The sequence below is a fragment of the Pseudomonas beijingensis genome (assembly GCF_030687295.1).
Taxonomy (GTDB): Bacteria; Pseudomonadota; Gammaproteobacteria; order Pseudomonadales; family Pseudomonadaceae; genus Aquipseudomonas; species Aquipseudomonas beijingensis.
Genome location: NZ_CP117425.1, coordinates 6,043,221 through 6,064,305, shown reverse-complemented (window position 1 = coordinate 6,064,305; position 21,085 = coordinate 6,043,221). Strand labels below are relative to the sequence as shown.

The 21,085-nt window shown below is 62.9% G+C and carries 17 protein-coding genes and 2 pseudogenes; 7 read left to right on the top strand and 12 right to left on the bottom strand.

Translation table 11 applies throughout. From position 1 onward, the window contains the following. Positions 1-37: 37 nt before the first annotated feature. The gene (locus PSH84_RS26995; RefSeq protein ID WP_122567428.1) at positions 38-1,411 is read right to left on the bottom strand and encodes a GTPase/DUF3482 domain-containing protein; all 1,374 of its coding nucleotides are present in this window, start codon (positions 1,409-1,411) and stop codon (positions 38-40) included. Beyond that, positions 1,404-2,775: pseudogene (locus PSH84_RS26990) on the bottom strand (DUF2868 domain-containing protein). Before PSH84_RS26990 ends, PSH84_RS26995 begins: the two are co-directional and overlap by 8 nt. A gap of 86 nt (positions 2,776-2,861) precedes the next feature. On the opposite strand from PSH84_RS26990, the gene PSH84_RS26985 reads away from it, so the two are divergent. Further along, on the top strand, positions 2,862-3,374 hold the full coding sequence (locus tag PSH84_RS26985) for a dihydrofolate reductase (protein WP_305468766.1): 513 nt from the start codon (positions 2,862-2,864) through the stop codon (positions 3,372-3,374). 118 nt (positions 3,375-3,492) lie between these two features. Here the strand turns inward: PSH84_RS26985 and PSH84_RS26980 are convergent, their stop codons facing one another. After that, complete coding sequence (locus PSH84_RS26980) at positions 3,493-4,884, bottom strand: L-cystine transporter (protein WP_305468765.1); 1,392 nt, start codon at positions 4,882-4,884, stop codon at positions 3,493-3,495. Positions 4,885-5,126: 242 nt separating this feature from the next. Here PSH84_RS26980 and PSH84_RS26975 point away from each other — a divergent pair, with 242 nt between their 5' ends. Continuing rightward, a complete protein-coding gene (locus PSH84_RS26975) occupies positions 5,127-6,182 on the top strand; it encodes an HAD family hydrolase (RefSeq protein ID WP_305468764.1) in 1,056 nt (351 codons plus the stop codon). Between the two features lie 238 nt (positions 6,183-6,420). Here the strand turns inward: PSH84_RS26975 and ilvD are convergent, their stop codons facing one another. The 4 genes from ilvD to PSH84_RS26955 form a co-directional block, all read right to left on the bottom strand. Continuing rightward, the gene (ilvD, locus tag PSH84_RS26970; protein WP_122567423.1) at positions 6,421-8,262 is read right to left on the bottom strand and encodes a dihydroxy-acid dehydratase; all 1,842 of its coding nucleotides are present in this window, start codon (positions 8,260-8,262) and stop codon (positions 6,421-6,423) included. 268 nt (positions 8,263-8,530) lie between these two features. Further along, entirely contained in the window at positions 8,531-9,736 is a 1,206-nt protein-coding gene (locus PSH84_RS26965; RefSeq protein ID WP_305468763.1) for an MFS transporter, read from the bottom strand. A gap of 208 nt (positions 9,737-9,944) precedes the next feature. Next, a complete protein-coding gene (locus PSH84_RS26960; protein WP_003206543.1) occupies positions 9,945-11,141 on the bottom strand; it encodes a class I SAM-dependent rRNA methyltransferase in 1,197 nt (398 codons plus the stop codon). A 288-nt stretch (positions 11,142-11,429) separates the two neighbouring features. Next, positions 11,430-11,969, bottom strand: a complete 540-nt coding sequence (locus PSH84_RS26955) for a type 1 glutamine amidotransferase domain-containing protein (protein ID WP_305468762.1) — start codon at positions 11,967-11,969, stop codon at positions 11,430-11,432. A 233-nt stretch (positions 11,970-12,202) separates the two neighbouring features. Here PSH84_RS26955 and PSH84_RS26950 point away from each other — a divergent pair, with 233 nt between their 5' ends. The 3 genes and pseudogenes from PSH84_RS26950 to PSH84_RS26940 all read left to right on the top strand — a co-directional run bounded on the left by PSH84_RS26950 (position 12,203) and on the right by PSH84_RS26940 (position 14,238). After that, on the top strand, positions 12,203-13,018 hold the full coding sequence (locus PSH84_RS26950) for an HDOD domain-containing protein (protein ID WP_305483200.1): 816 nt from the start codon (positions 12,203-12,205) through the stop codon (positions 13,016-13,018). Between the two features lie 30 nt (positions 13,019-13,048). Then, positions 13,049-13,863: pseudogene (gene mutM / locus PSH84_RS26945) on the top strand (bifunctional DNA-formamidopyrimidine glycosylase/DNA-(apurinic or apyrimidinic site) lyase). A 54-nt stretch (positions 13,864-13,917) separates the two neighbouring features. Continuing rightward, complete coding sequence (locus tag PSH84_RS26940) at positions 13,918-14,238, top strand: multidrug transporter (protein ID WP_122567418.1); 321 nt, start codon at positions 13,918-13,920, stop codon at positions 14,236-14,238. A gap of 147 nt (positions 14,239-14,385) precedes the next feature. Here PSH84_RS26940 and PSH84_RS26935 read toward each other — a convergent pair whose 3' ends face one another. The 5 genes from PSH84_RS26935 to PSH84_RS26915 all read right to left on the bottom strand — a co-directional run bounded on the left by PSH84_RS26935 (position 14,386) and on the right by PSH84_RS26915 (position 19,330). Next, entirely contained in the window at positions 14,386-14,637 is a 252-nt protein-coding gene (locus PSH84_RS26935; protein ID WP_003206534.1) for a YfhL family 4Fe-4S dicluster ferredoxin, read from the bottom strand. A 133-nt stretch (positions 14,638-14,770) separates the two neighbouring features. Continuing rightward, positions 14,771-15,250: a pantetheine-phosphate adenylyltransferase gene (gene coaD, locus PSH84_RS26930; RefSeq protein ID WP_003177462.1), complete on the bottom strand. Its 480-nt coding sequence runs from the start codon at positions 15,248-15,250 to the stop codon at positions 14,771-14,773. Positions 15,251-15,580: 330 nt separating this feature from the next. Continuing rightward, positions 15,581-17,176, bottom strand: coding sequence for a GMC family oxidoreductase (locus PSH84_RS26925; protein ID WP_305468761.1), 1,596 nt, complete (start codon positions 17,174-17,176; stop codon positions 15,581-15,583). A 150-nt stretch (positions 17,177-17,326) separates the two neighbouring features. Beyond that, positions 17,327-17,872: a twin-arginine translocation pathway signal protein gene (locus PSH84_RS26920; RefSeq protein WP_122567416.1), complete on the bottom strand. Its 546-nt coding sequence runs from the start codon at positions 17,870-17,872 to the stop codon at positions 17,327-17,329. A 27-nt stretch (positions 17,873-17,899) separates the two neighbouring features. Next, a complete protein-coding gene (locus PSH84_RS26915) occupies positions 17,900-19,330 on the bottom strand; it encodes a coniferyl aldehyde dehydrogenase (RefSeq protein WP_305468760.1) in 1,431 nt (476 codons plus the stop codon). A gap of 148 nt (positions 19,331-19,478) precedes the next feature. Here PSH84_RS26915 and PSH84_RS26910 point away from each other — a divergent pair, with 148 nt between their 5' ends. Next, complete coding sequence (locus PSH84_RS26910) at positions 19,479-20,150, top strand: TetR/AcrR family transcriptional regulator (protein WP_122567414.1); 672 nt, start codon at positions 19,479-19,481, stop codon at positions 20,148-20,150. A gap of 32 nt (positions 20,151-20,182) precedes the next feature. After that, positions 20,183-21,037 carry a sulfurtransferase gene (locus PSH84_RS26905; RefSeq protein ID WP_305468759.1) on the top strand — a complete coding sequence of 285 codons (855 nt, stop codon included), beginning with the start codon at positions 20,183-20,185 and terminating at the stop codon, positions 21,035-21,037. The last annotated feature ends 48 nt before the right edge of the window (positions 21,038-21,085 follow it).

Here is a 21,085-nt window from a genome sequence, read left to right as displayed (position 1 = left end):
GGCAAGCCTTGCTCCCACAAAGTCTCTTGCTGCAGGGCTAGAGCTGCTCGGCCAACTGCTCAATCTGCTCCTGCCGCTCCGCCTGGCTCAACCGCGCCTGGGGATTGAGCGACGACCATTGCGGATGCGCCCGGGCCTTGTTCAGGGCTTCGGGCAGCTTGCCTTCGCGCCAGGTCTTGTCCTGGGGCGTGGCGATGCGGATGCTGTCCATCGCCGCGTGGCCGCGCAGGTTGAGGGCTTGCAGCAATTGCCGTTGGCGCAGGGCCAGCAAGCGCAGCACGCCGTCGTCCACCGTCAGTTCCCGTTGTCCCTTGAGTTTGCCCATCAGCCGGTTGCCATAGCTGCGGGCGGTTTGCAGGGTGCCGCCGACAATGGCCCCGGCCAGGGCCGCGGCACCGAGGGTCAGGCCACCCACCAGCAAGTCCACCCCGGCACCGGCCGCCGCGCCCGCCGCGATCCCGCCGCCGACGCGTACGCCCAGTTGCTTGAGGGTTTCGGGGTTGAACAAATCATCGCCCCAACGTCCGTCGAGCAGCGGCAGGTCGCTGGCAGCCGCGTCCTGGGGACGGAACGCATAGAGCTTGAGCAGCGCTTCGACGCAGCGCTGTTCGCGCTGACGTACCGCGTTGCGCAGTTCACTAATGGCCTCGCGTTCCAACTCGACGTCGCTGGCCACGCTGCGTCGGCAGGCGGCGCAGTCGATCAGCAGTTCGGCGATCAAGCGCGCCGCGCTCTGCTGGCGGGCCAGGCGTTGGGCCTGTTGGTCGGCGACCAGTCGCTCCAGTTGCCCACGGGCGCTTTCCAGCAACAACGCGAGGCTTTCATACAGGCGTCGCTCGCCGTCCTCGGGCGGGGCGACGCTGTCAAACCGCACCAGGGCGTGCAACCCCAATCGCGCCAGGGCTTCGCGCCAGTCGGGCTCGCGATGGTGGGCGCTGCTGACGAAATTCAACACCGGCAGCAGCGGTTTGCCGCAACTGGCGAGGACTTCCAATTCATCGCGGTACTTGGCCAGCACCGGCTCCCGGGCATCGATCACATACAGCCCGGCGTCGCTGGCGAGCAGTTGCCGCAGCACCTTGGCTTCCTGTTCGAAGCGTTGCCGTGCCTCGCTGCCCTCGAGGAAGCGGGCCAGGCGCGCCGGGCCGTCGAGGCGTTCGCCAGGGCGCTCCAGGCGCTCGAGGTAATCGAGCAGGGCGATGGCGTCTTCCAGGCCCGGCGTATCGTACAGTTCCAGCAGCGCTTCGCCGTCCACCGACAGGCGCGCACCCTCGACATGCCGGGTGGTGCTCGGGCGGTGGGACACTTCGCCGAAGCCGACGTCGCGGGTCAAGGTTCGCAACAGCGAGGTCTTGCCCACGTTGGTGTGGCCGACCACGGCCAACTTCAGCGGTTTCAGGGGCTCAGTCATGGCCGGTCTCCAGCCAGTTCAAGGGCATGCAGTCGGCGAAGGGCAGTTGCAACTGCTGCAGCGCGTTGTGCCAGTCGCTCAGGCGCTCGGCATCCAGCGCTTCGCCGGGCGGCGCTTGCAACAGCCAGACGCGGGTAGCGCTGGCGCTGCGGGCCAGCTCGGCGATCAGCGCCAGGCTGCCACGGTCCGGTGATCGGCGGGGGTCGCAGGCTATCGCCAGCCGCGCCGGGGGAAAGCGCGACAGTTGTTCGAGGAGTTTGTGACGCGACTCGCGGCTGTCGAGGATGCCAGCACTTTTCACGGTTTCGGGCAGTTTGGGCGGCCAGGGCCGATCGTCCAGTTCGATCGCCACCAGCAGCGCGCCGTCGCTGTCCATTGCACTGACGGCGCTTTCAATGGGATGCAATTGTGCGGGGGGTGCGGCGTCGTTGACGCCCAGGCGTTCGCTGCTGGGCATCAGTCGTTCGCGCAGTTGAGCGTAGCCCGGCAGGTTCAAGTCCAGACGCAGCGTGGTCCGGGCCACGTTGCCAGCGCCACAGGCACAGCAGCGCCAGGCACAGGCGCGGCACCACGCCATAGACCAGCAGCACGCCCACCAGCCAGGCGGCCCAGGCCTGGCGGGCGCTCTCGATGTTCAGGGCGCCGTCGCCGCTGGCGCGGATCATCTCCTCGGTCGGCACGCTGAAACCCAACAGGGCGGGCAGTGCACCAAGCGCCTGGGTCATGGCGACGAAGGTCTGGCCGCCGAGAATCGTGGTTTCCCAGACGAAGCCGTAGCGCCGGGTCGCCATCAGCATCAGGACAATGACCAGCGCGCTGAGCATCGCCAGCAGCCACAAACCGTTGACCAACGCGCCGAGGACCCAGCGATTGAGCTTGTGCCGTTGCAACAACAGCAGCAGGGCCGGTGCCAGTTGGGCGGCCTTGGCATCGCGGGCGAGTTTTTCGCTGAGCCACAGCCACAGGCGTCCCAGTGCGGCACCTTGCTCACCGGCAAAGATCAGGCCCAGGGCCCAAGAGATGAGCAGGATCAGGTTCAACCCCAACAGACTGCCCAAGGCCCAGAACACATTGACCGGTGTTTGCCCGTCGCCGAGGGCGGCAAAGCCCAGCCCAGCGCCGCTGATGACGGCGAGCAGCGCCAACGTTACCAGCGCCAGGCGTGCCCCTTGCAGCCAATGGCGCAGGGCTTGGGTGAGGCCATCGCGTTCGGCCAGCCAGCGAGCGCGGTGGCCGATGCGGGTGGAGAGATCGCCGCCTGCCGCACGGGCCAGGCGATTGGCTTCCTGGTCTTCGAGCGGGCCGGCATGCTCTTCACGCAGGCGGATCGTCTCGGTCAACCAGAGGTTCTGCAGTTCTGTCACGGGGGCTTCCGTTGCTCGAATGAGGGTTGAGCATAACCGCTGTGATGCCTGTCGGGGTACGCCGGGCCTCTGGTATCCTCGCGACCATGAACAAAACTCTCCCCCTAAGCCTGATCGCAGCCCTCGGTGAAAACCGTGTGATCGGCGTCGACAACAGCATGCCCTGGCACCTGCCGGGGGATTTCAAATACTTCAAGGCCACCACCTTGGGCAAGCCGATCATCATGGGGCGCAAGACCTGGGATTCCCTCGGTCGACCGCTGCCGGGGCGCTTGAACATCGTGGTCAGCCGTCAGCCGGACTTGGTGCTGGACGGCGCGGAAGTGTTTTCCACCCTGGAAGCCGCGGTGGCGCGGGCCCAGGCGTGGGCTCTGGAGCAGGGCGTCGACGAGCTGATGTTGATCGGCGGCGCCCAACTGTACGCCCAGGCCTTGGAGCAGGCGGATCGACTGTACCTGACCCGCGTGGCGCTGAGTCCGGAAGGGGACGCGTGGTTTCCAGAATTCGATTCGAGCCAGTGGAAGCTGGTGTCGAACCAGCCGAACCCGGCTGAAGGGGACAAGCCGGCCTACAGCTTTGAGGTGTGGGAAAAACTGTAAGCCCTGTGGGAGCTATGCCTGTGGGAGCAAGGCTTGCCCGCGATCCGGGCGCCTCGATCCATGGAAGACCGCGTCGCTTTCATCGCGGGCAAGCCTTGCTCCCACAGGTATCAGGCAATCAAGCGTGCACCAACTCCCCATGCTCGTCGGCATCGAGCAACGCCTTGTCGGTCTGCTGCATCACCTGGCTGGTAATCGCCCCGGCGGTGATCGAGCCGCTGACGTTCAACGCCGTACGCCCCATGTCGATCAGCGGCTCGACGGAAATCAGCAAGGCAACCAGCGCGACCGGCAAGCCCATGGCCGGCAGCACGATCAGCGCGGCGAACGTCGCGCCGCCACCGACCCCGGCCACTCCGGCCGAACTCAACGTAACGATCGCCACCAGCGTTGCGATCCAGACCGGATCAAGCGGGCTGATGCCCACGGTCGGCGCGACCATCACCGCCAGCATGGCCGGATAAAGACCGGCGCAACCGTTCTGGCCGATGGTGGCGCCGAACGAGGCGCTGAAGCTGGCAATCGCCCGTGGAATGCCGAGACGACTGGTCTGGGCTTCGATGCTCAACGGGATGGTGGCGGCGCTGGAGCGGCTGGTGAAGGCGAAGGTCAGCACCGGCCAGATCTTGCGGAAGAAGCGCAACGGGTTAATCCCCGCAGCGGACACCAACAGGCCGTGGACCACGAACATCAGGCCCAGCCCGAGGTACGACACCACGACAAAACTGCCGAGCTTGATGATGTCCTGGAGGTTGGAGCCGGCCACCACCTTGGTCATCAGCGCCAGCACACCGTACGGCGTCAGCTTCATCACCAGGCGCACCAGGCGCGTCACCCAGCTTTGCAGGGTGTCGATGGCGTTGATCACTTTCTGGCCTTTTTCCGCGTCATCCTTGAGCAACTGCAACGCCGCGACCCCGAGGAGCGCGGCGAAGATCACCACGCTGATGATCGACGTCGGCTTGGCCCGCGCCAGGTCGGCAAAGGGGTTCTGCGGAATGAACGAAAGCAGCAATTGCGGGATGTTCAGGTCCGCGACCTTGCCGGCGTAGTCGCTCTGGATCACTTGCAGGCGCGCCAGTTCCTGGGTGCCGGCCACCAGGCCTTCGGCGGTGAGGCCGAACAGGTTGGTCAGGCCGATGCCGATCAGCGCGGCGATGGCGGTGGTGAACAGCAGCGTGCCAATGGTCAGGAAGCTGATCTTGCCCAGGGACGAGGCGTTATGCAGGCGAGCCACGGCGCTGAGGATCGAGGCGAAGACCAGCGGGATCACGATCATTTGCAGCAACTGCACGTAGCCGTTGCCCACCAGGTCGAACCAGCCGATGGAGGCCTTGAGCACCGGGTTGCCGGCGCCATAAATCGTGTGCAGGGCGATGCCGAACACCACGCCCAGCACCAGTGCCAGTAGCACCTTCTTGGCCAGGCTCCAGGTGCGGTGACGGGTTTGCGCCAGGCCATACAGCAAGGCGAGGAACACCAGCAGGTTGAGGATCAGCGGCAGATTCATCAAAAGAGACTCCGATAAGACGTGCCAGTCGCCCGAAGCTGCGACTGTGAGTCGGGAAGCCTAACAGCCTGATAACTAATGAATTAATACTAAAAACGCATGTAGATTGTCGTTTATGGAATAAGGACTTGGCGTTTGCGGGTATGCCGCTGGCGTTATCAGAACGCAAGCAGTCGCGGCTGGGCGAGGACTGTCATACGCATTTGTTAGCGTCGAGTTCTTTGAACCTGGGAGAAATGCCGATGAAGCTCGCACCTCGTTTTCTCGCTGTCGCCTTGAGTCTTGGTCTTGCCGGCCAGGTGCTCGCCACCGAGCTCAAGCACTGGCCGGCGGAACAGGCCAAGGCCCTGGACGCGATGATCGCGGCCAACGCCAACAAGGGTAACTACGCGGTATTCGACATGGACAACACCAGTTACCGCTACGACCTTGAGGAATCGTTGCTGCCGTTCATGGAGAACAAGGGCCTCATCACTCGGGAAAGCCTGGACCCGTCCTTGAAGCTGATGCCGTTCAAGGACACGGCCGACCACAAGGAAAGCCTGTTCAGTTATTACTATCGCCTGTGCGAAGTGGATGACATGGTCTGTTATCCGTGGGTGGCCCAGGTGTTTTCTGGCTTTACGCTCAAGGAGCTCAAGGGCTATGTCGATGAGCTGATGGCGTCCGGCAAGCCGGTGCCGACTACCTATTACGATGGTGACAAGGTGGTCCAGTACAACGTCAACCCGCCGAAAATCTTCACCGGCCAGGCCGAGCTGTACAACAAGCTGATGGAAAACGGCATCGAGGTCTATGTCATGACCGCCGCTTCCGAAGAGCTGGTACGCATGGTCGCCTCGGACCCGAAATACGGCTACAACCTCAAGCCGCAGAACGTGATCGGCGTGACCACGCTGCTCAAGGACCGCAAGACCGGCGAGCTGACCACCGCCCGTAAGCAGATCACCGCGGGTAAATATGACGAGAAGGCCAACCTTGGCCTGGAGTACACACCTTATCTGTGGACCCCGGCGACCTGGATGGCCGGCAAGCACGCGGCGATCCTGACGTACATCGACGAATGGAAAAAACCGGTGCTGGTGGCGGGTGACACACCGAGCAGTGACGGCTACATGCTGTTCCACGATGTGGACGTGGCCAAGGGCGGTATTCACCTGTGGGTCAACCGCAAGGACAAATACATGAACCAGATCAACGGCATGATGGCCAAGCACGCCGCGGCCCAGGCCAAGGAAGGTCTGCCGGTGACGGCGGACAAGAACTGGGTGATCGTCAAGCCCGAAGACATTCAATAAGACCCACGACCTTCTGTGGGAGCGAGCTTGCTCGCGATAGCGATGGTTCAGTAACGCCTTTGCTGGCTGACACACCGCCATCGCGAGCAAGCTCGCTCCCACAGGAGTACCAGGGACTTGAAAATAGGTGAACCCGTGGCTAGGGAGCTTGCTCCCTCGCCACAAAGGATCACTGGGTTTCATGGCATCAAAAAAAGCCCCGCACTTGGCGGGGCATTTTTATTGCGGCTAACGACGCTTACAGGCCGTCAAGCATCGCCTTGTTACGCACCGCGCCCTTGTCGGCGCTGGTGGCGAGCAGGGCGTAGGCCTTGAGGGCCGTGGTGACTTTGCGCGGACGCACTTCCACCGGTTTCCAGCCCTTGTTGTCCTGTTCGATGCGGCGCCCGGCCAGTTCTTCGTCGCTGATCAACAGGTTGATCGAGCGGTTCGGAATGTCGATCAGGACCTTGTCGCCATCGCGCACCAGGCCGATGGCACCGCCAGCCGCCGCTTCCGGCGAAGCGTGGCCGATGGACAGGCCCGAGGTGCCGCCGGAGAACCGACCATCGGTCAGCAAGGCGCAGGCTTTGCCCAGGCCTTTGGACTTCAGGTAGGACGTCGGGTAGAGCATTTCCTGCATGCCCGGGCCGCCTTTCGGACCTTCGTAGCGAATGATCACGATGTCGCCGGCCTTCACTTCGTCAGCGAGGATGCCGCGCACGGCGCTGTCCTGGCTTTCGAAAATCTTCGCGTTGCCTTCGAACACGTGGATCGACTCGTCGACGCCGGCGGTCTTCACCACGCAGCCATCCAGGGCGATGTTGCCGTACAGCACGGCCAGGCCGCCTTCCTTGGAATACGCGTGCTCGACGCTGCGGATGCAGCCGTTTTCACGGTCGTCGTCCAGGGTTTCCCAACGGGTCGACTGGCTGAACGCGGTTTGCGTCGGGATACCTGCCGGACCGGCCTTGAAGAAGTGATGCACGGCCTCGTCGGTGGTCTGGGTGATGTCCCACTTGGCAATGCCTTCGGCCATGGTCTTGCTGTGCACGGTCGGCAGGTCGGTGTGCAACAGGCCGCCACGGGCCAGGGAGCCGAGGATGCTGAAGATCCCGCCGGCACGGTGCACGTCTTCCATGTGGTACTTCTGGATGTTCGGCGCGACCTTGCACAGTTGCGGCACATGACGGGACAGGCGGTCGATGTCGCGCAGGTCGAAATCGATCTCGGCTTCCTGGGCCGCCGCCAGCAAGTGCAGGATGGTGTTGGTGGAACCGCCCATGGCGATGTCCAGGGTCATGGCGTTTTCGAACGCCTTGAAGTTGGCGATGTTGCGCGGCAACACCGACTCGTCGTTCTCGCCGTAGTAGCGCTTGCACAGCTCGACGATGGTCCGGCCGGCTTGCAGGAACAACTGCTCGCGGTCGCTGTGGGTGGCAAGGGTCGAACCGTTGCCCGGCAGGGCCAGGCCCAGGGCTTCGGTCAGGCAGTTCATCGAGTTGGCGGTGAACATGCCGGAGCACGAACCGCAGGTCGGGCAGGCGCTGCGCTCGTACTCGGCAACCTTCTCGTCAGAAGCGCTGGAGTCGGCGGCGATCACCATGGCATCGACCAGGTCGAGGCCGTGGCTGGCGAGCTTGGTCTTGCCGGCTTCCATCGGGCCGCCGGAGACGAAGATCACCGGGATGTTCAGGCGCAGGGCGGCCATGAGCATGCCCGGGGTGATCTTGTCGCAGTTGGAAATGCACACGATGGCGTCGGCGCAGTGGGCGTTGACCATGTATTCGACGGAGTCGGCGATGATCTCGCGGCTCGGCAGCGAATAAAGCATGCCGTCGTGGCCCATGGCGATGCCGTCGTCCACGGCGATGGTGTTGAATTCCTTGGCCACGCCGCCGGCGCGTTCGATTTCCCGGGCAACCAGTTGACCGAGGTCCTTGAGGTGGACGTGGCCCGGTACGAACTGGGTGAAGGAGTTGGCAATGGCGATGATCGGCTTCTTGAAGTCGTCATCCTTCATCCCCGTGGCGCGCCACAAGGCACGGGCGCCGGCCATGTTGCGGCCATGGGTGGATGTTTTCGAGCGGTAATCAGGCATGGAGCACTCCGGGCGGCTAATCAGGTACTTATCAGGTATCAATGGGGAAGTGAGCTTCTGTCGACGTCTGGAGCACCCGGGTTTGGCCGTGTGTCCGGAAGTGGCCGATGACTTTGCAGGATCGCTGCGCGCCTCGGCATGAGCTCATAAACCCGCCGGGGATGAATGGCGATGAATGCCACGATTCTACACCGCTGGCGCCAGGATGAAATGACGCAAAGCGCTGATCGCACGCCAATGTCGTGCGCGGGATGACGACTGGCAGGGTTCAGCCGGCCAACAGCCCCCTGTTACGCTGCCGGAGCAGGGCATTGAGTGCCAGCCCCAGCAGGCTAAGCAGGACCAGGCAGAGGGCCAGGGTCAGCTGTAAGTCCAGCGGGGTAAGGCTGATCACGGCACTGGTCAGCCCGCCGACAATAAAGATCAGTACGCTACCGGCCGAAGCGGACGTACCGGCCTGCGCCGGAAATAGCGTCATGGCTTGGTTGTTGGCTGCCGCCCGGGCAATGGTCGTTCCGGCGGTGCACACGATCATGGGCACTAACAGAGTGGTGACTGACAAGCCCAGGTGATTGGCGAGCCCCAGCATCAGGAGACCTGCGGCGAGGATCAGGCCCAGCCCCGTGATGATTTGCGCCTGTGGGTCGATTCGATTGCTCAGCACGGACGCCACCGCGCCCCCACCGATATAGGCCAGCCCATAGCCCAGCAGTACCAGCGAAAAAGCCTCGGGTGATAAGTGCAACTGGTCGATCAGCACCAGGGGGGAAATGACGATGAACGAAAAATGGCAGGAAAAAGCCAGCGCCGAGGTTAACCAATAAGCGATGAAACTGAAGTCACCGAAGACCTTTCGATAGGATGCGATGATATTGAAACGCCTGGATTGACTGCCGGACGGGGAGCGTTCAAGCAAATGACAGGCGCTTGCGAATACGCCAATTGCCAGGGCAATGAACACCAGGAAGCTGCCGCGCCAGCCCATCCAGCTTTGCAGCCCGGTGCCAGCCAGAGGCGAAACGGAAATGAAAATCCCCCCGCAGGTGACCAGCAAGACTCGCAATCGCTGCTGTTCTTGTCCGGTGAACAGGTCTTGGATCAGCGCTTGGGACAGCACGAAACAACCGCACCCCAAGGCCTGGACGACACGGAAGAAGAGAAAGGACCAGTAACTGTCGGCGAGTACGCAACCTGTTGCTCCAACCGCTGAAACGGCGATCCCGATCAACAGCAGGTTTTTTCGTCCCATAACGTCGGAAAGCGGACCGATCAGCAGTTGCGAAAGGGCGATGCCCACCGCGAACAGGCTGACGGACAGGGCAATGTCCGGCGATGGACGTTCAAAATACTCGGACAGGGCGGGGAACGAGGGCAGCACGACATCGATTGGAAAGACGCCGAGCAATGTCAGCGTCAACAACAAGCCGACGGTGGCCGGTTTGCGGGCAGCCAGGCGGTTTTGCGGATCAGTCATGAGGCGTTCCAAGACGTACCTGAGGGGGCACTTTCAATCCTAATGCGTCATGTCCGCCAGTCACGGGGAGATTGAGTAGGACGGTTCTGGTAATTTCGTGGGGTGGCTCCTACAGACTTATTCAGACGCGCAAAAAAAATCGCAGCCAAGGCTGCGATCAGGTTGTCAGTCGGGGGGCTCAGCGCTACGGCACCGGCCCCGCTCGGCCTTAGCTGTTGGGCAACAACCGGCAGGTGATGCTCTTGATGTAGCGGGTTTCGGCAATGGCCGGGTGTACCGGATGGTCTGGCCCCTGGCCGCCGCGTTCGAGCAGTTGGATGTTGCGGTCCAGATGACGGGCGCTGGTCAGCAGGATGTTTTGCAGGTCGTCTTCGGGCAGGTGCATCGAGCACGACGCGCTGACCAGGATGCCGTCCTTGCTGAGCAGGCGCATGGCTTGCTCGTTGAGGCGGCGATAGGCGCCTTCGCCGTTCTTCAGGTCTTTCTTGCGCTTGATGAAGGCCGGTGGGTCGGCCACGATCACGTCGAAACGTTCTTCGCTGGCCTTGAGCTCCTTCAAGGCCTCGAACACGTCGCCTTCGATGCAGGTCAGCTTCTCGGCGAAGCCGTTCAACGCGGCGTTGCGCTCGACACCGTCGAGGGCGAAGGCCGAGGCGTCGACGCAGAACACTTCACTGGCGCCGAACGCCGCGGCTTGTACGCCCCAGCCGCCAATGTAGCTGAACAGGTCCAGTACGCGCTTGCCCTTGGCGTACGGGGCCAGGCGTGCGCGGTTCATGCGGTGATCGTAGAACCAGCCGGTTTTCTGGCCTTCCATGACTGGCGCTTCGAACTTCACGCCGTTCTCTTCCAGGGCCACCCATTCCGGCACCAGGCCGAACACGGTCTCGACGTAGCGGTTCAGGCCTTCGGCGTCACGGGCCGCGGAGTCGTTCTTGAACAGGATGCCGCTGGGCTTGAGCACCTGGGTCAGGGCGGCGATCACGTCGTCCTTGTGGGCTTCCATGGTGGCCGAAGCGATCTGCACCACCAGGATGTCGCCGAAGCGGTCGACCACCAGGCCTGGCAACAGGTCGGAGTCGCCGTAGACCAGGCGATAGAACGGCTTGTCGAACAGCCGCTCGCGCAGGGACAACGCCACGTTGAGGCGATGCACCAGCAGTGACTTGTCCAGCGGCAGCTTCACGTCGCGGGACAGCAGGCGGGCGCAGATCAGGTTGTTGGGGCTCATCGCGACGATGCCCAGCGGCTTGCCGCCGGCGGCTTCGAGGATGGCCTGGTCGCCGGCCTTGAAGCCGTGCAGGGGCGTGGCGGCCACATCGATTTCGTTGCTGTAGACCCACAGGTGGCCGGCGCGCAGGCGACGGTCGGCGTTGGCTTTGAGGCGCAGGCTAGGCAGGGACATGACGTCGCTCCGGAAAAAAGAGCGGGAGTATACCGTGTTGAAGTGTACGGCGGGTTTGAAGGGCGATGAAACGTGGAGGCGTGCCCTGTCGGCAATCCGACACGGAACCTGTGGCGAGGGGATTTATCCCCGCTGGGCTGCGAAGCAGCCCTAAAATCCGGGAGCGCGATGCATTGGCCTGACCGAGCCAGCTATTTGGGGACCGCTTCGCGCTCCAGCGGGGATAAATCCCCTCGCCACAGGTACATCGTGTTCCCGGCTCGACAGTTTGGCAGTGGCCTCAAGTTATCAAGCGGACAACGCGCTGATCAACTCGCGGTTGAACGCCGGGATGTCATCGGGTTGGCGGCTGCTGATCAACGTGCCGTCCTTGACCACTTCCTTATCGACCCAGTTCGCGCCGGCGTTGACCAGGTCATCCTTGAGGGTCTTGTAGCTGGTCATGGTCTTGCCCTTGACCAGCCCGCTCGACGCCAGCAACCAGCCGCCATGGCAAATCACCGCAATGGGCTTGCCCGCCGCCTCGAAGCCCTTGACCAGTTTCTGGGCGTCGGGGTCGATGCGGATGGTGTCGGAGTTCTGCACGCCACCGGGCAGCACCACGGCGTCGTACTGCTCGACATTGGCGGCCTTGAAGGTCAGGTCGATCGGGAAGTCGTCGGCCGGCTGATCATGGTTCCAGCCTTTGACCTGGCCTTCGCGGGCCGAAATGATGTCCACCTTGACGCCGGCCTGTTCCAGCGCCTGCTGGGGGCCGGTCAGTTCGGCTTGTTCAAAACCGTCGGTCACCAGGATGGCGACACGTTTGTTGTTCAGGGAGCCTGGCATGAAAAAATCTCCTCAAGCTGAGTGGCTGGGTTGCCGATTCAAGCCTGTAGGCAGGCTTGGCTGTCGGCCCTGTAAAGTCCGAAGCCGATGCCTGGATGAAAGTTCCGCCGATCTACCCGGCGGTATATCGGATCCATCTTTCAGGGTTAGAATCCCCGCCTGACCCAGAGTGTGTACTCATGTCCAAAGAACTTTCCGCCGAACAGATCCAACAGTCCCTGCAAGGGATCAGTGTGCCGCCCCAGCCGCAGATCATGGTGGATCTGCAGATGGAGCAGTACATGCCCGACCCGGACCTGGAGACCATCGCCAAGTTGATCTCCCAGGACCCGGGTCTCTCGGGGGCCTTGCTCAAGATCGTCAACTCGCCGTATTACGGCCTGCGCAACAAGATCACCTCGATCCAGCGCGCGGTGAACCTGCTGGGCAGCCGTTCGATCATCAACCTGATCAATGCGCAGTCGATCAAGGGCGAGCTGCACGACGACGCCATCGTGACCCTGAACCGCTTCTGGGATACGGCCCAGGACGTGGCGATGACCTGCCTGACCCTGGCCAAGCGTGTCGGCCTGGAGAACGGTGACGAAGCCTATGCCTTGGGGTTGTTCCACGATTGCGGCGTGCCGTTGATGCTCAAGCAGTTCCCCAACTACATGAGCGTGCTGGAAGAGGCCTACGCCAATGCCAGCGCCGAGTGCCGGTTGGTGGACACCGAGAACCGCGTGTTCAACACCAACCATGCGGTGGTCGGCTACTACACCTCCAAATCCTGGCGCCTGCCGGATCACGTCAGCCAGGCCATCGCCAACCACCACAACGCCCTGGCGGTGTTCAGCGACGACTCTTCACGCAACAACAGCCAGTTGAAAAACCTGCTGGCGATCCTGAAGATGTCCGAGAACATCTGTGCGTCCCACCGGGTGCTCGGCAATCAGGCCGAAGACCATGAGTGGGATAGCGTCGGCAGCCTGGTGCTCGACTACATCGGTTTGTCGGAATACGACTTCCAGACCCAGAAACAGGAAATTCGCGACCTCGCCTCTCGTTGAGTGCGCGGCGTCGCCTGACGCGAGAACCCCATGCCAGAACTGCCGGAAGTCGAAACCACCCGTCGCGGTATCGCGCCCCACCTTGAAGGCCAGCGGGTCAGTCGCGTGGTGGTCCGCGACCGCCGCCTGCGCTGGCCAATCCCGGAAGATCTCGACGTGCGGCTCTCGGGCCAGCGCATCGTGCAGGTGGAGCGGCGGGCCAAGTACCTGTTGATCAATGCCGAGGTCGGCACGTTGATCAGCCATCTGGGTATGTCCGGCAACCTGCGCCTGGTGGAGGTTGGCATGCCGGCCCTCAAGCACGAGCACGTGGACATCGAGCTGGAGTCCGGCCTGGCCTTGCGCTACACCGACCCTCGGCGTTTCGGCGCGATGCTCTGGAGCCTCGACCCACTCAATCACGAGTTGCTGATTCGCCTCGGCCCCGAGCCGTTGACCGATCTGTTCGATGGCGAACGGTTGTTCCAGCTTTCGCCGGGGGCGCTCCATGGCGGTCAAGCCGTTCATCATGGACAACGCGGTGGTGGTGGGCGTGGGCAATATCTACGCAACCGAGGCGCTGTTCGCCGCCGGGATCGACCCGCGCCGGGCCGCGGGGGGCATTTCCCGGGCGCGTTACCTGAAGCTGGCGATCGAGATCAAGCGCATCCTCGCCCATGCCATCGAGCGCGGCGGCACCACGTTGCGGGATTTCATCGGTGGGGACGGCCAGCCCCGGCTATTTCCAGCAGGAGCTGTTCGTCTACGGCCGGGGCGGGGAGTTGTGCAAGGTCTGTGGCACGGGGCTGCGGGAAATCCGCCTGGGCCAGCGCGCGAGTGTCTGGTGTCCACGCTGCCAGAGCTGATGCGTCCGACGGTCTATAGTCAGTAGTCAACTGCTTTAGCCGAAGGATCGCCCGATGAAACCTCTTCGACCTGTCGTTCTAGCGCTGCTGCTGAGTATCGGTTTGCCTGCCCTGGCAAGCAGCGGCAGCGGCGACCCGCGCTACACCATCCAGAATCCGCCGGCTTTTGCCATGATCGGTGATCTGCTGATCGCTCGCCCACTGCTGCTCGCCGCCACGGTGATCGGGGCTGGGGCGTTCGTGGTGTCGTTGCCCTTTACCGCGCTGGGTGGCGGGGTCGGTGATGCGGGGAAGGCGTTGGTGGTGGACCCGGCGAAGGCCACGTTCGTGCGGTGCCTGGGGTGTGTGGGGGAGGGGTTTGAGCGGCAGGAGTGACAGTTGGTTTTGGGGTGTGGCTGATGGCCTCATCGCGAGCAAGCTCGCTCCCACAGGGATCTGCTGTGTCTACACCATTGGGGGCTGAAGCAAATCCCTTGTGGGAGCGAGCTTGCTCGCGATGGGGCCAGCAGGGCCGCCCAAAATTCAAGCCTTGCCAGTGATCTTGCGATATTTCGCCATCAACTGCTCTTCCGTCTCCGGATGAGCCTCGTCCAGCGGGATGCAATCGACCGGGCAAACCTGCTGGCACTGGGGTTCGTCGTAATGGCCGACGCACTGGGTGCACAGGTTCGGGTCGATGACGTAGATCTCCTCGCCTTGGGAAATGGCCTCGTTCGGGCATTCGGGTTCGCAGACGTCGCAATTGATGCAGTCGTCGGTGATGATCAGGGACATGCAGGCTCCTGCCGGGGCGTTTGGCCCGGGCATCTGAAAACGTATGGGCGCAATTGTGCCGCATTGGCGAGCGCAGTGCACGCGGGCGCGATGGACTGCGTAGCGCTGCGAGGTGGCTCGCAGCGCCAGCCGGTTATTTCTTGAAGCGCAGGGTCAGCGCATCGGCCACGGCCGGGTGGACGAACTTGGTGATATCACCGCCCAACGCCGCGATTTCCCGTACCAGGGTCGAGGAAATGAAGGAGTAGCGCTCCGACGGCGTCAAGAACAGGCTCTCGACGTCCGGTGCCAGTTGGCGGTTCATGTTGGCCAGTTGGAACTCGTACTCGAAGTCCGAGACCGCACGCAGGCCGCGCAGGAACACATTGGCGTTCTTTTCCTTGGCAAAGTGGGCCAAAAGCGTCGAGAAACCGACCACTTCCACGTTGGGCAGGTGTTTGGTGACCTCGCGGGCCAGTTCCACACGTTGCTCCAGCGGGAACAGCGGGTTCTTCTTCGGGCTGGCGGCGACGGCAATGATCACATGGTCGAACAGGCGCGCGGCGCGTTCGACCAGATCGCCATGGCCCTTGGTAATAGGGTCGAAGGTACCTGGGTACAACACTCGGTTCATCGCGTCGTCCTGGCGGGAGTCCGTTGGGGAGTCGGATGGTATCGCAGCCTTCTCGGTCGGCCAAGTCGGCTGTTGGATAAGAAAGCACTATAGACGCTGCGAATAGTCCAGATATCCATGCAATGTTGCGCACCTAAGTAAGCAGATGAATCTGTGGCGAGGGGATTTATCCCCGCTGGGCTGCGAAGCGGCCCTGAACCCAGCCACTGCAGTGTGCCAGGCTGGTTGCATTCAGCCTTTTTGGGGCCGCTGCGCAGCCCAGCGGGGATAAATCCCCTCGCCACAATGATTCAAACCATCCTTTAATTTAAGTGAATAGCCTTGGGATATTCATGGCGTTTTCAGGCGTTCGGCCAGGGCCGTCGCCAATTGTGCGGTCAGCCCATACACCGATAATTGCGGGTTGGCGCCGATGCTGGTGGGGAACAGCGAGCCGTCATGGATCGACAGGTTGCCCAATTGGTGATGGCGGCCCAGGCTGTCGGTGACGGCGGTTTTCGGGTCCTCACCCATGGCGCAGCCACCCATCACGTGGGCACTGCCCAGGCGCGTGCGGTACAAGGCCAGGTCGAGCCCGTCGATCAGCGTGCGGGCTTCGGCCAGGGTCTTCACGTAGCGGGCGTCGTTGTGCAGGGGCATCACTGCCTTGGCGCCGCCGGCAAACTGGATCTCGGCCATGCTGTGGAAGGCCCGGCGCAAGCCGTCCCAGGTATACGGCGAAACGGGGTAGTCGAGCACGGGCGTGCCGTCGCTGCGTAACTCGACGCGACCGCCGGGGCTGTCTGGGTGAAAACCGTCGCGCAACAGCGCGAGCATGGCGTGGGTGTGGGGCAGTCGGGACATGTGCAAGGCGTTCTCGGGGCCGAACCCACCCAATAACGTGGTCGCGAGGGCCGGGTGCAAGGGTGGGACTTCGAGCTTGTAGGACATCTTGCCGGTGATCCCGTCCTGCCATTGGAAGTGATCCGAATAAATCGATTGCGGCGCACCGTAGAACGGGTTGATGACCTCGTCGAATTGCCCTGCGGACATGTTCACCAAGTGCAGGAAAGTGCGCTTGCCCAAGCGTTCGTGCGGGTCTGGCGCCGCGGAGCGCAACAGCAGGCCCGGGCTGTTGATGCCGCCGCCCGCCAGCACGTAGTGCCGCGCCTTGATGGTGATACGCCGCCCGGTCGGCACCACGCAACGCTCGTCCATGGCCTGGCACTCGATGCCTACGACGGCATCGTTTTTGATCGTCAGGCGCTCGGCCCGCGCCAGGTAAAGCAGCGCGCCACCCTTGTCCAACGTGGCCGGGATGGTGGTGACCAGCATCGACTGCTTGGCGTTGGTCGGGCAGCCCATGCCGCAATAACCCAGGTTCCAGCAGCCGCGGACGTTGCGCGGGATGACGTGCCAGGCGTAGCCCAATTGTTCACAGCCTTTGCGGATCACGTCATTGTTGGCGTTGGGCGGGACGAACCACGGCGCCACGCCCAGGCGTTGTTCCATCTGCGTAAACCAAGGCGCCATCTCGACGCGGCCGTGGCCCTTGACGTTGTGCTCGGCGGCCCAGTGGTCGAGGGTCTGGTCGGGGGGGCGGAAGCTGGAGGTCCAATTGATCAGCGTCGTGCCACCGACCGCCCGGCCCTGGAGAATGGTGATGGCGCCGTCCTTGCTCATGCGCCCGAGGCCTTCCTGGTACAGGCTGCTGTAGGCCTGGTCTTCGAGCAGCTTGAAGTCATGGCTGGTCTTAAGCGGCCCTTCCTCGATCAGCAACACGCGGTAGCCGGCAGCACTGAGAATTTCCGCCGTGGTGCCGCCACCGGCACCGCTGCCGACGATGGCCACGTCGGCTTCCAGGGTCAGATCTTCGGTCAGCTGCGCGCCGTTGTAGGTGGTCCAGCCACGAGCGAGGCCTTCGCGGAAGGGATCGGGTAGGGGCATGTTCAGGGCTCTCTTATTGTTATGAGATTGCGATAGGCCCTTTGTGGGAGCGAGCTTGCTCGCGATAGCGGTGTGTCAGTCAATCGATAGGTGGCTGATGCGACGCTATCGCGAGCAAGCTCGCTCCCACAGGGGGTCGGGGTCTGGCTTTCAGACCGTTGGCGGTCCTGGATACCCGCAATGCGCCCAGGCTTCGGATTGGGTGTACCAGGCCATCATCACCAATTGCAGCAACGAACTGTGGCCTTGTCGCAGCAGGTCCAGCGAACTGTTTTCCCACCGGTCGAGGAACTGGCGGATGTCATCGGCACTGGCATTTTCCCACGCCCCCCAAACCCCGGTCAGGGGGCCACGGGTCACGCCCAGCGTAAGCACATCGAACAGCTGATGCGTGAGCTTGAGCATGGCGGGGGACAAGTGGGCCAGGCTTCTGTCCAGGCTGCCCAGGGTCGCGTCAATGGCGGCAGGGAGCTGCCCGATGGCCATTGCACCGTCCAGCATCACGGGGATGACGGCGCGTAAAAACGCCAGGTCGCTGTCGCGCAGTGCCGCCAGGCCGTTGGCCGGTTGGCTAGGCGAGCAACCGCTCAGGCTGGCGCCCAGCCCGACGGTGGCCAGGAAGGCGCTGGCGCCGAGGCTGAATTTCAGCAGGCCGCGCCGTGACAGCGCGGGGGTATCAGTGAGGCTGGGGTTCATTGTTGTGATTACCCGGCAAGAGACGCGTCAGCGGACAAACAGCTTCTGGATCAGCTTCTGCAAGGGCTTGCCGTAGGGCGGATAAATCAGCTTCGCCGCGTTGAATCGCTGTTTGGTCAGCACGCCCTTGGCCTTGCTGAAGGTCAGGAAACCCTCATGCCCATGGTAATGCCCCATTCCCGAGGGCCCGATGCCGCCGAACGGCATGTCATCCTGGGCGACGTGCAACAGCGTGTCGTTCAGGCAGACGCCGCCGGAATGGGTTTCGTGGAGCACACGATGCTGTTCGGCCTTGTTGTAGCCGAAGTAGTAGAGCGCCAGCGGGCGGGGGCGCTGATTGATGTAGGCAAACGCCTGGTCCAGATTGTCATAAGGAACGATGGGCAGCAGCGGGCCGAAGATCTCGTCCTGCATGACGGTCATCTCATCGTTGACGTTGAGCAGCAGACTATGGGCCATGCGGCGGCCCTGGCCTTGTTCGAACAGCTCGATCAGCAACGCGCCCTTGCCGGTGGCGTCGCTGATGTAGCCGTTGAGCCGCGCCAGTTGTCGTTCGTTGATGATGGCGGTGTAGTCCGGGTTGTTCGCCAGGGTCGGATAAAACCCGCGGACCGCCTCGCGATACGCCTCGACGAACTCGCCGACGCGGTTCTGCGGCACCAGCACGTAGTCCGGGGCGACACAGGTTTGCCCGGCATTCAGGGTTTTGCCGAAGGCAATGCGTTCGGCGGCGTCCTTGATGGGGACATCGACCGACACGATGGCCGGCGATTTCCCACCCAGCTCCAGGGTGACCGGGGTCAGGTTTTCGGCAGCGGCGCGCATGACATGTTTGCCAATGCTGGTGGCACCGGTGAACAACAGGTGATCGAAGGGCAGCTTGGAAAACGCCATGCCCACCTCTGCCTCGCCGAGCACCACGCACACCAGGTCTTGGGGGAAGACACGGGCCAGCAATTGCTTGAGCAGCAAGCCGGTCGCCGGTGTCGATTCGCTGAGCTTGAGCATCACCCGGTTGCCGGCCGCCAATGCCCCGACCAGTGGCCCGATGGCCAGGAATAGCGGGTAGTTCCACGGCACGATGACCCCGACGACGCCCAACGGCTGATAGATCACCTTGGCTGAGGCCGGTTGAAAGGCCATGCCTACCTTGCGTCGGGAGGGTTTCATCCAGCCTTGGAGATGGCGGCTGGCGTAATGGATGCCGTGCAGGCTCGGCATCAGTTCGGCCAACAGGGTTTCGTCGGCGCTGCGGTGGCTGAAATCCTGGCTGATGGCGTCGATCAAGGCTTGTCGTTCGTTGCTCAATACCTCGCGCAGTGCCTTGAGCCATTGTCGGCGCTGTTCGGCCGGTGGCATCGGGTGGGCAGCGTAGGCCTGGCGCTGGGCATCGAAGAGCGACCGCAGCTCCTCCAGTTGTTGTTGAGACTCGTGCAGGTAGGCAACGTCGGCAGGCATCGTCAGGCACCGGATATTATTAGAATGGGTGTTTTCTAGAGCTTATACTCTAGAAAGTCAATGACATCCGCAACGGCTGTGGGTTTTTCCTGTGACCGATAGGTCGTAAGATGCCGATCAATGCCTTCGTCGAATTAAAGCCCAAACCATGGCCCCACGAATGAAAACCAGCGAGCGCATCGTGCAAAACAGCCTCGAGCTGTTCAACCAACAGGGTGAGCGCAGCGTCAGCACCAATCACATCGCCGCCCACATGGACATGTCCCCGGGCAATCTCTATTACCACTTCCCCAACAAGCAGGCGATCATCGCCGTGCTGTTCAGTGAATACGAGAATCTGGTGGACAGCTTCCTGCGTCCGCCCCAGGGCCGGGCGGCCACGGTGGATGACAAGCGCTTCTACCTGCAGGAACTGTTGGCGGCCATGTGGCGTTACCGCTTCCTGCACCGGGACCTGGAGCATCTGCTCGACAGCGATCCGGACCTTGCGGCCCGCTATCGGCGGTTTTCCCAGCGCTGCCTGATCCACGGCACCGCGATCTACGAGGGCTTTGTTGCCGCCGGCATCCTGAAGATGGACCGGGTGCAGATCGAGTCCCTGACCCTCAACGCCTGGATCATCCTCACGTCCTGGGTGCGGTTTCTGTGCACCACGCGGGAAAATTTCAGCCACCTGAGTGAGCAGGCCATCAAGCGCGGCGTCTATCAGGTGCTGGTGCTGGAAGCCGGTTTCGTGACCGACCAGGCCCGCGAGGCGGTGGATGCGCTGTTCAATGAATATTACGTCCCACTGGCCCAGACCCTGGAGGAAGGGCAGTAGGACCGACCCCGACTCAGCCACAGGAGCTCACCATGCCCATCGCGCAACTCATCAGCCCCCAAGCCCTCGAACAGCGGCGATCACAGCCCGGGCTGGTCATCCTCGATTGCCGTTTTGCCCTGGAAGATCCGGATTACGGCCAACGCAGCTATGCCGAGGGCCACATTGCCGGGGCGTCGTTCGCGGACCTTGAGCGCGACCTGAGCGGGCCGGTGACCAAAGGCGTGACCGGGCGTCATCCGCTGCCGGAGCCCGAGGCCTTGATCGCGCGTCTCAAGGCTTGGGGGCTGGATAACGACAGCGACGTCGTGCTGTATGACGACGGCCCCGGCGCCTATGCCGCCCGGGCCTGGTGGCTGCTGGCCTGGCTGGGCAAGCGCGATGGTGTGTACATCCTCGACGGTGGGCTCAAGGCCTGGCACGCCGCCGGCTTGCCCTTGAGCCTGGATCCGCCGCAGAACAGCCTCGGGACTTTCACGGGGGCGCCGGATGCGAGCCTGCTGATCAATGCGCAAGCGCTGCAACAACGTCTCGGTGAATCGGCCATGACCCTGCTGGATGCCCGGGCGCTGCCGCGTTTCAAGGGCGAAATCGAGCCGATCGACCCAGTGGCCGGGCATATCCCGGGCGCCCAGTGCGCAGCGTTTACCGACAACCTGGGCGCCGATGGACGCTTCTTGCCGGCTGATCAGCTCAAGCAGCGCTTCGCCGAAAAACTGGGCGAACGTTCGCCCACCGAACTGGTGGCGTACTGCGGCTCCGGTGTGACGGCGTGCCACAACCTTTTTGCCTTGTGCCTGGCAGGGTATCCCTTGGGGCGGCTGTACGCCGGCTCGTGGAGTGAATGGATCAATGATCCCCAGCGGGGCGTGGCGAAGGGCGAATAACGCTCACCCCTCCAAGTCTCTGTGGGAGCGAGCTTGCTCGCGATGGCG

What these genes read in the sequence shown, in the direction of transcription:
- PSH84_RS26995 (WP_122567428.1), bottom strand. Translation starts at nt 1,411, where the DNA reads ATGACTGAGCCCCTGAAACCGCTGAAGTTGGCCGTGGTCGGCCACACC.
- PSH84_RS26985 (WP_305468766.1), top strand. Translation starts at nt 2,862, where the DNA reads ATGAACAAAACTCTCCCCCTAAGCCTGATCGCAGCCCTCGGTGAAAAC.
- PSH84_RS26980 (WP_305468765.1), bottom strand. Translation starts at nt 4,884, where the DNA reads ATGAATCTGCCGCTGATCCTCAACCTGCTGGTGTTCCTCGCCTTGCTG.
- PSH84_RS26975 (WP_305468764.1), top strand. Translation starts at nt 5,127, where the DNA reads ATGAAGCTCGCACCTCGTTTTCTCGCTGTCGCCTTGAGTCTTGGTCTT.
- ilvD (WP_122567423.1), bottom strand. Translation starts at nt 8,262, where the DNA reads ATGCCTGATTACCGCTCGAAAACATCCACCCATGGCCGCAACATGGCC.
- PSH84_RS26965 (WP_305468763.1), bottom strand. Translation starts at nt 9,736, where the DNA reads ATGACTGATCCGCAAAACCGCCTGGCTGCCCGCAAACCGGCCACCGTC.
- PSH84_RS26960 (WP_003206543.1), bottom strand. Translation starts at nt 11,141, where the DNA reads ATGTCCCTGCCTAGCCTGCGCCTCAAAGCCAACGCCGACCGTCGCCTG.
- PSH84_RS26955 (WP_305468762.1), bottom strand. Translation starts at nt 11,969, where the DNA reads ATGCCAGGCTCCCTGAACAACAAACGTGTCGCCATCCTGGTGACCGAC.
- PSH84_RS26940 (WP_122567418.1), top strand. Translation starts at nt 13,918, where the DNA reads ATGAAACCTCTTCGACCTGTCGTTCTAGCGCTGCTGCTGAGTATCGGT.
- PSH84_RS26935 (WP_003206534.1), bottom strand. Translation starts at nt 14,637, where the DNA reads ATGTCCCTGATCATCACCGACGACTGCATCAATTGCGACGTCTGCGAA.
- coaD (WP_003177462.1), bottom strand. Translation starts at nt 15,250, where the DNA reads ATGAACCGAGTGTTGTACCCAGGTACCTTCGACCCTATTACCAAGGGC.
- PSH84_RS26925 (WP_305468761.1), bottom strand. Translation starts at nt 17,176, where the DNA reads ATGCCCCTACCCGATCCCTTCCGCGAAGGCCTCGCTCGTGGCTGGACC.
- PSH84_RS26920 (WP_122567416.1), bottom strand. Translation starts at nt 17,872, where the DNA reads ATGAACCCCAGCCTCACTGATACCCCCGCGCTGTCACGGCGCGGCCTG.
- PSH84_RS26915 (WP_305468760.1), bottom strand. Translation starts at nt 19,330, where the DNA reads ATGCCTGCCGACGTTGCCTACCTGCACGAGTCTCAACAACAACTGGAG.
- PSH84_RS26910 (WP_122567414.1), top strand. Translation starts at nt 19,479, where the DNA reads ATGGCCCCACGAATGAAAACCAGCGAGCGCATCGTGCAAAACAGCCTC.
- PSH84_RS26905 (WP_305468759.1), top strand. Translation starts at nt 20,183, where the DNA reads ATGCCCATCGCGCAACTCATCAGCCCCCAAGCCCTCGAACAGCGGCGA.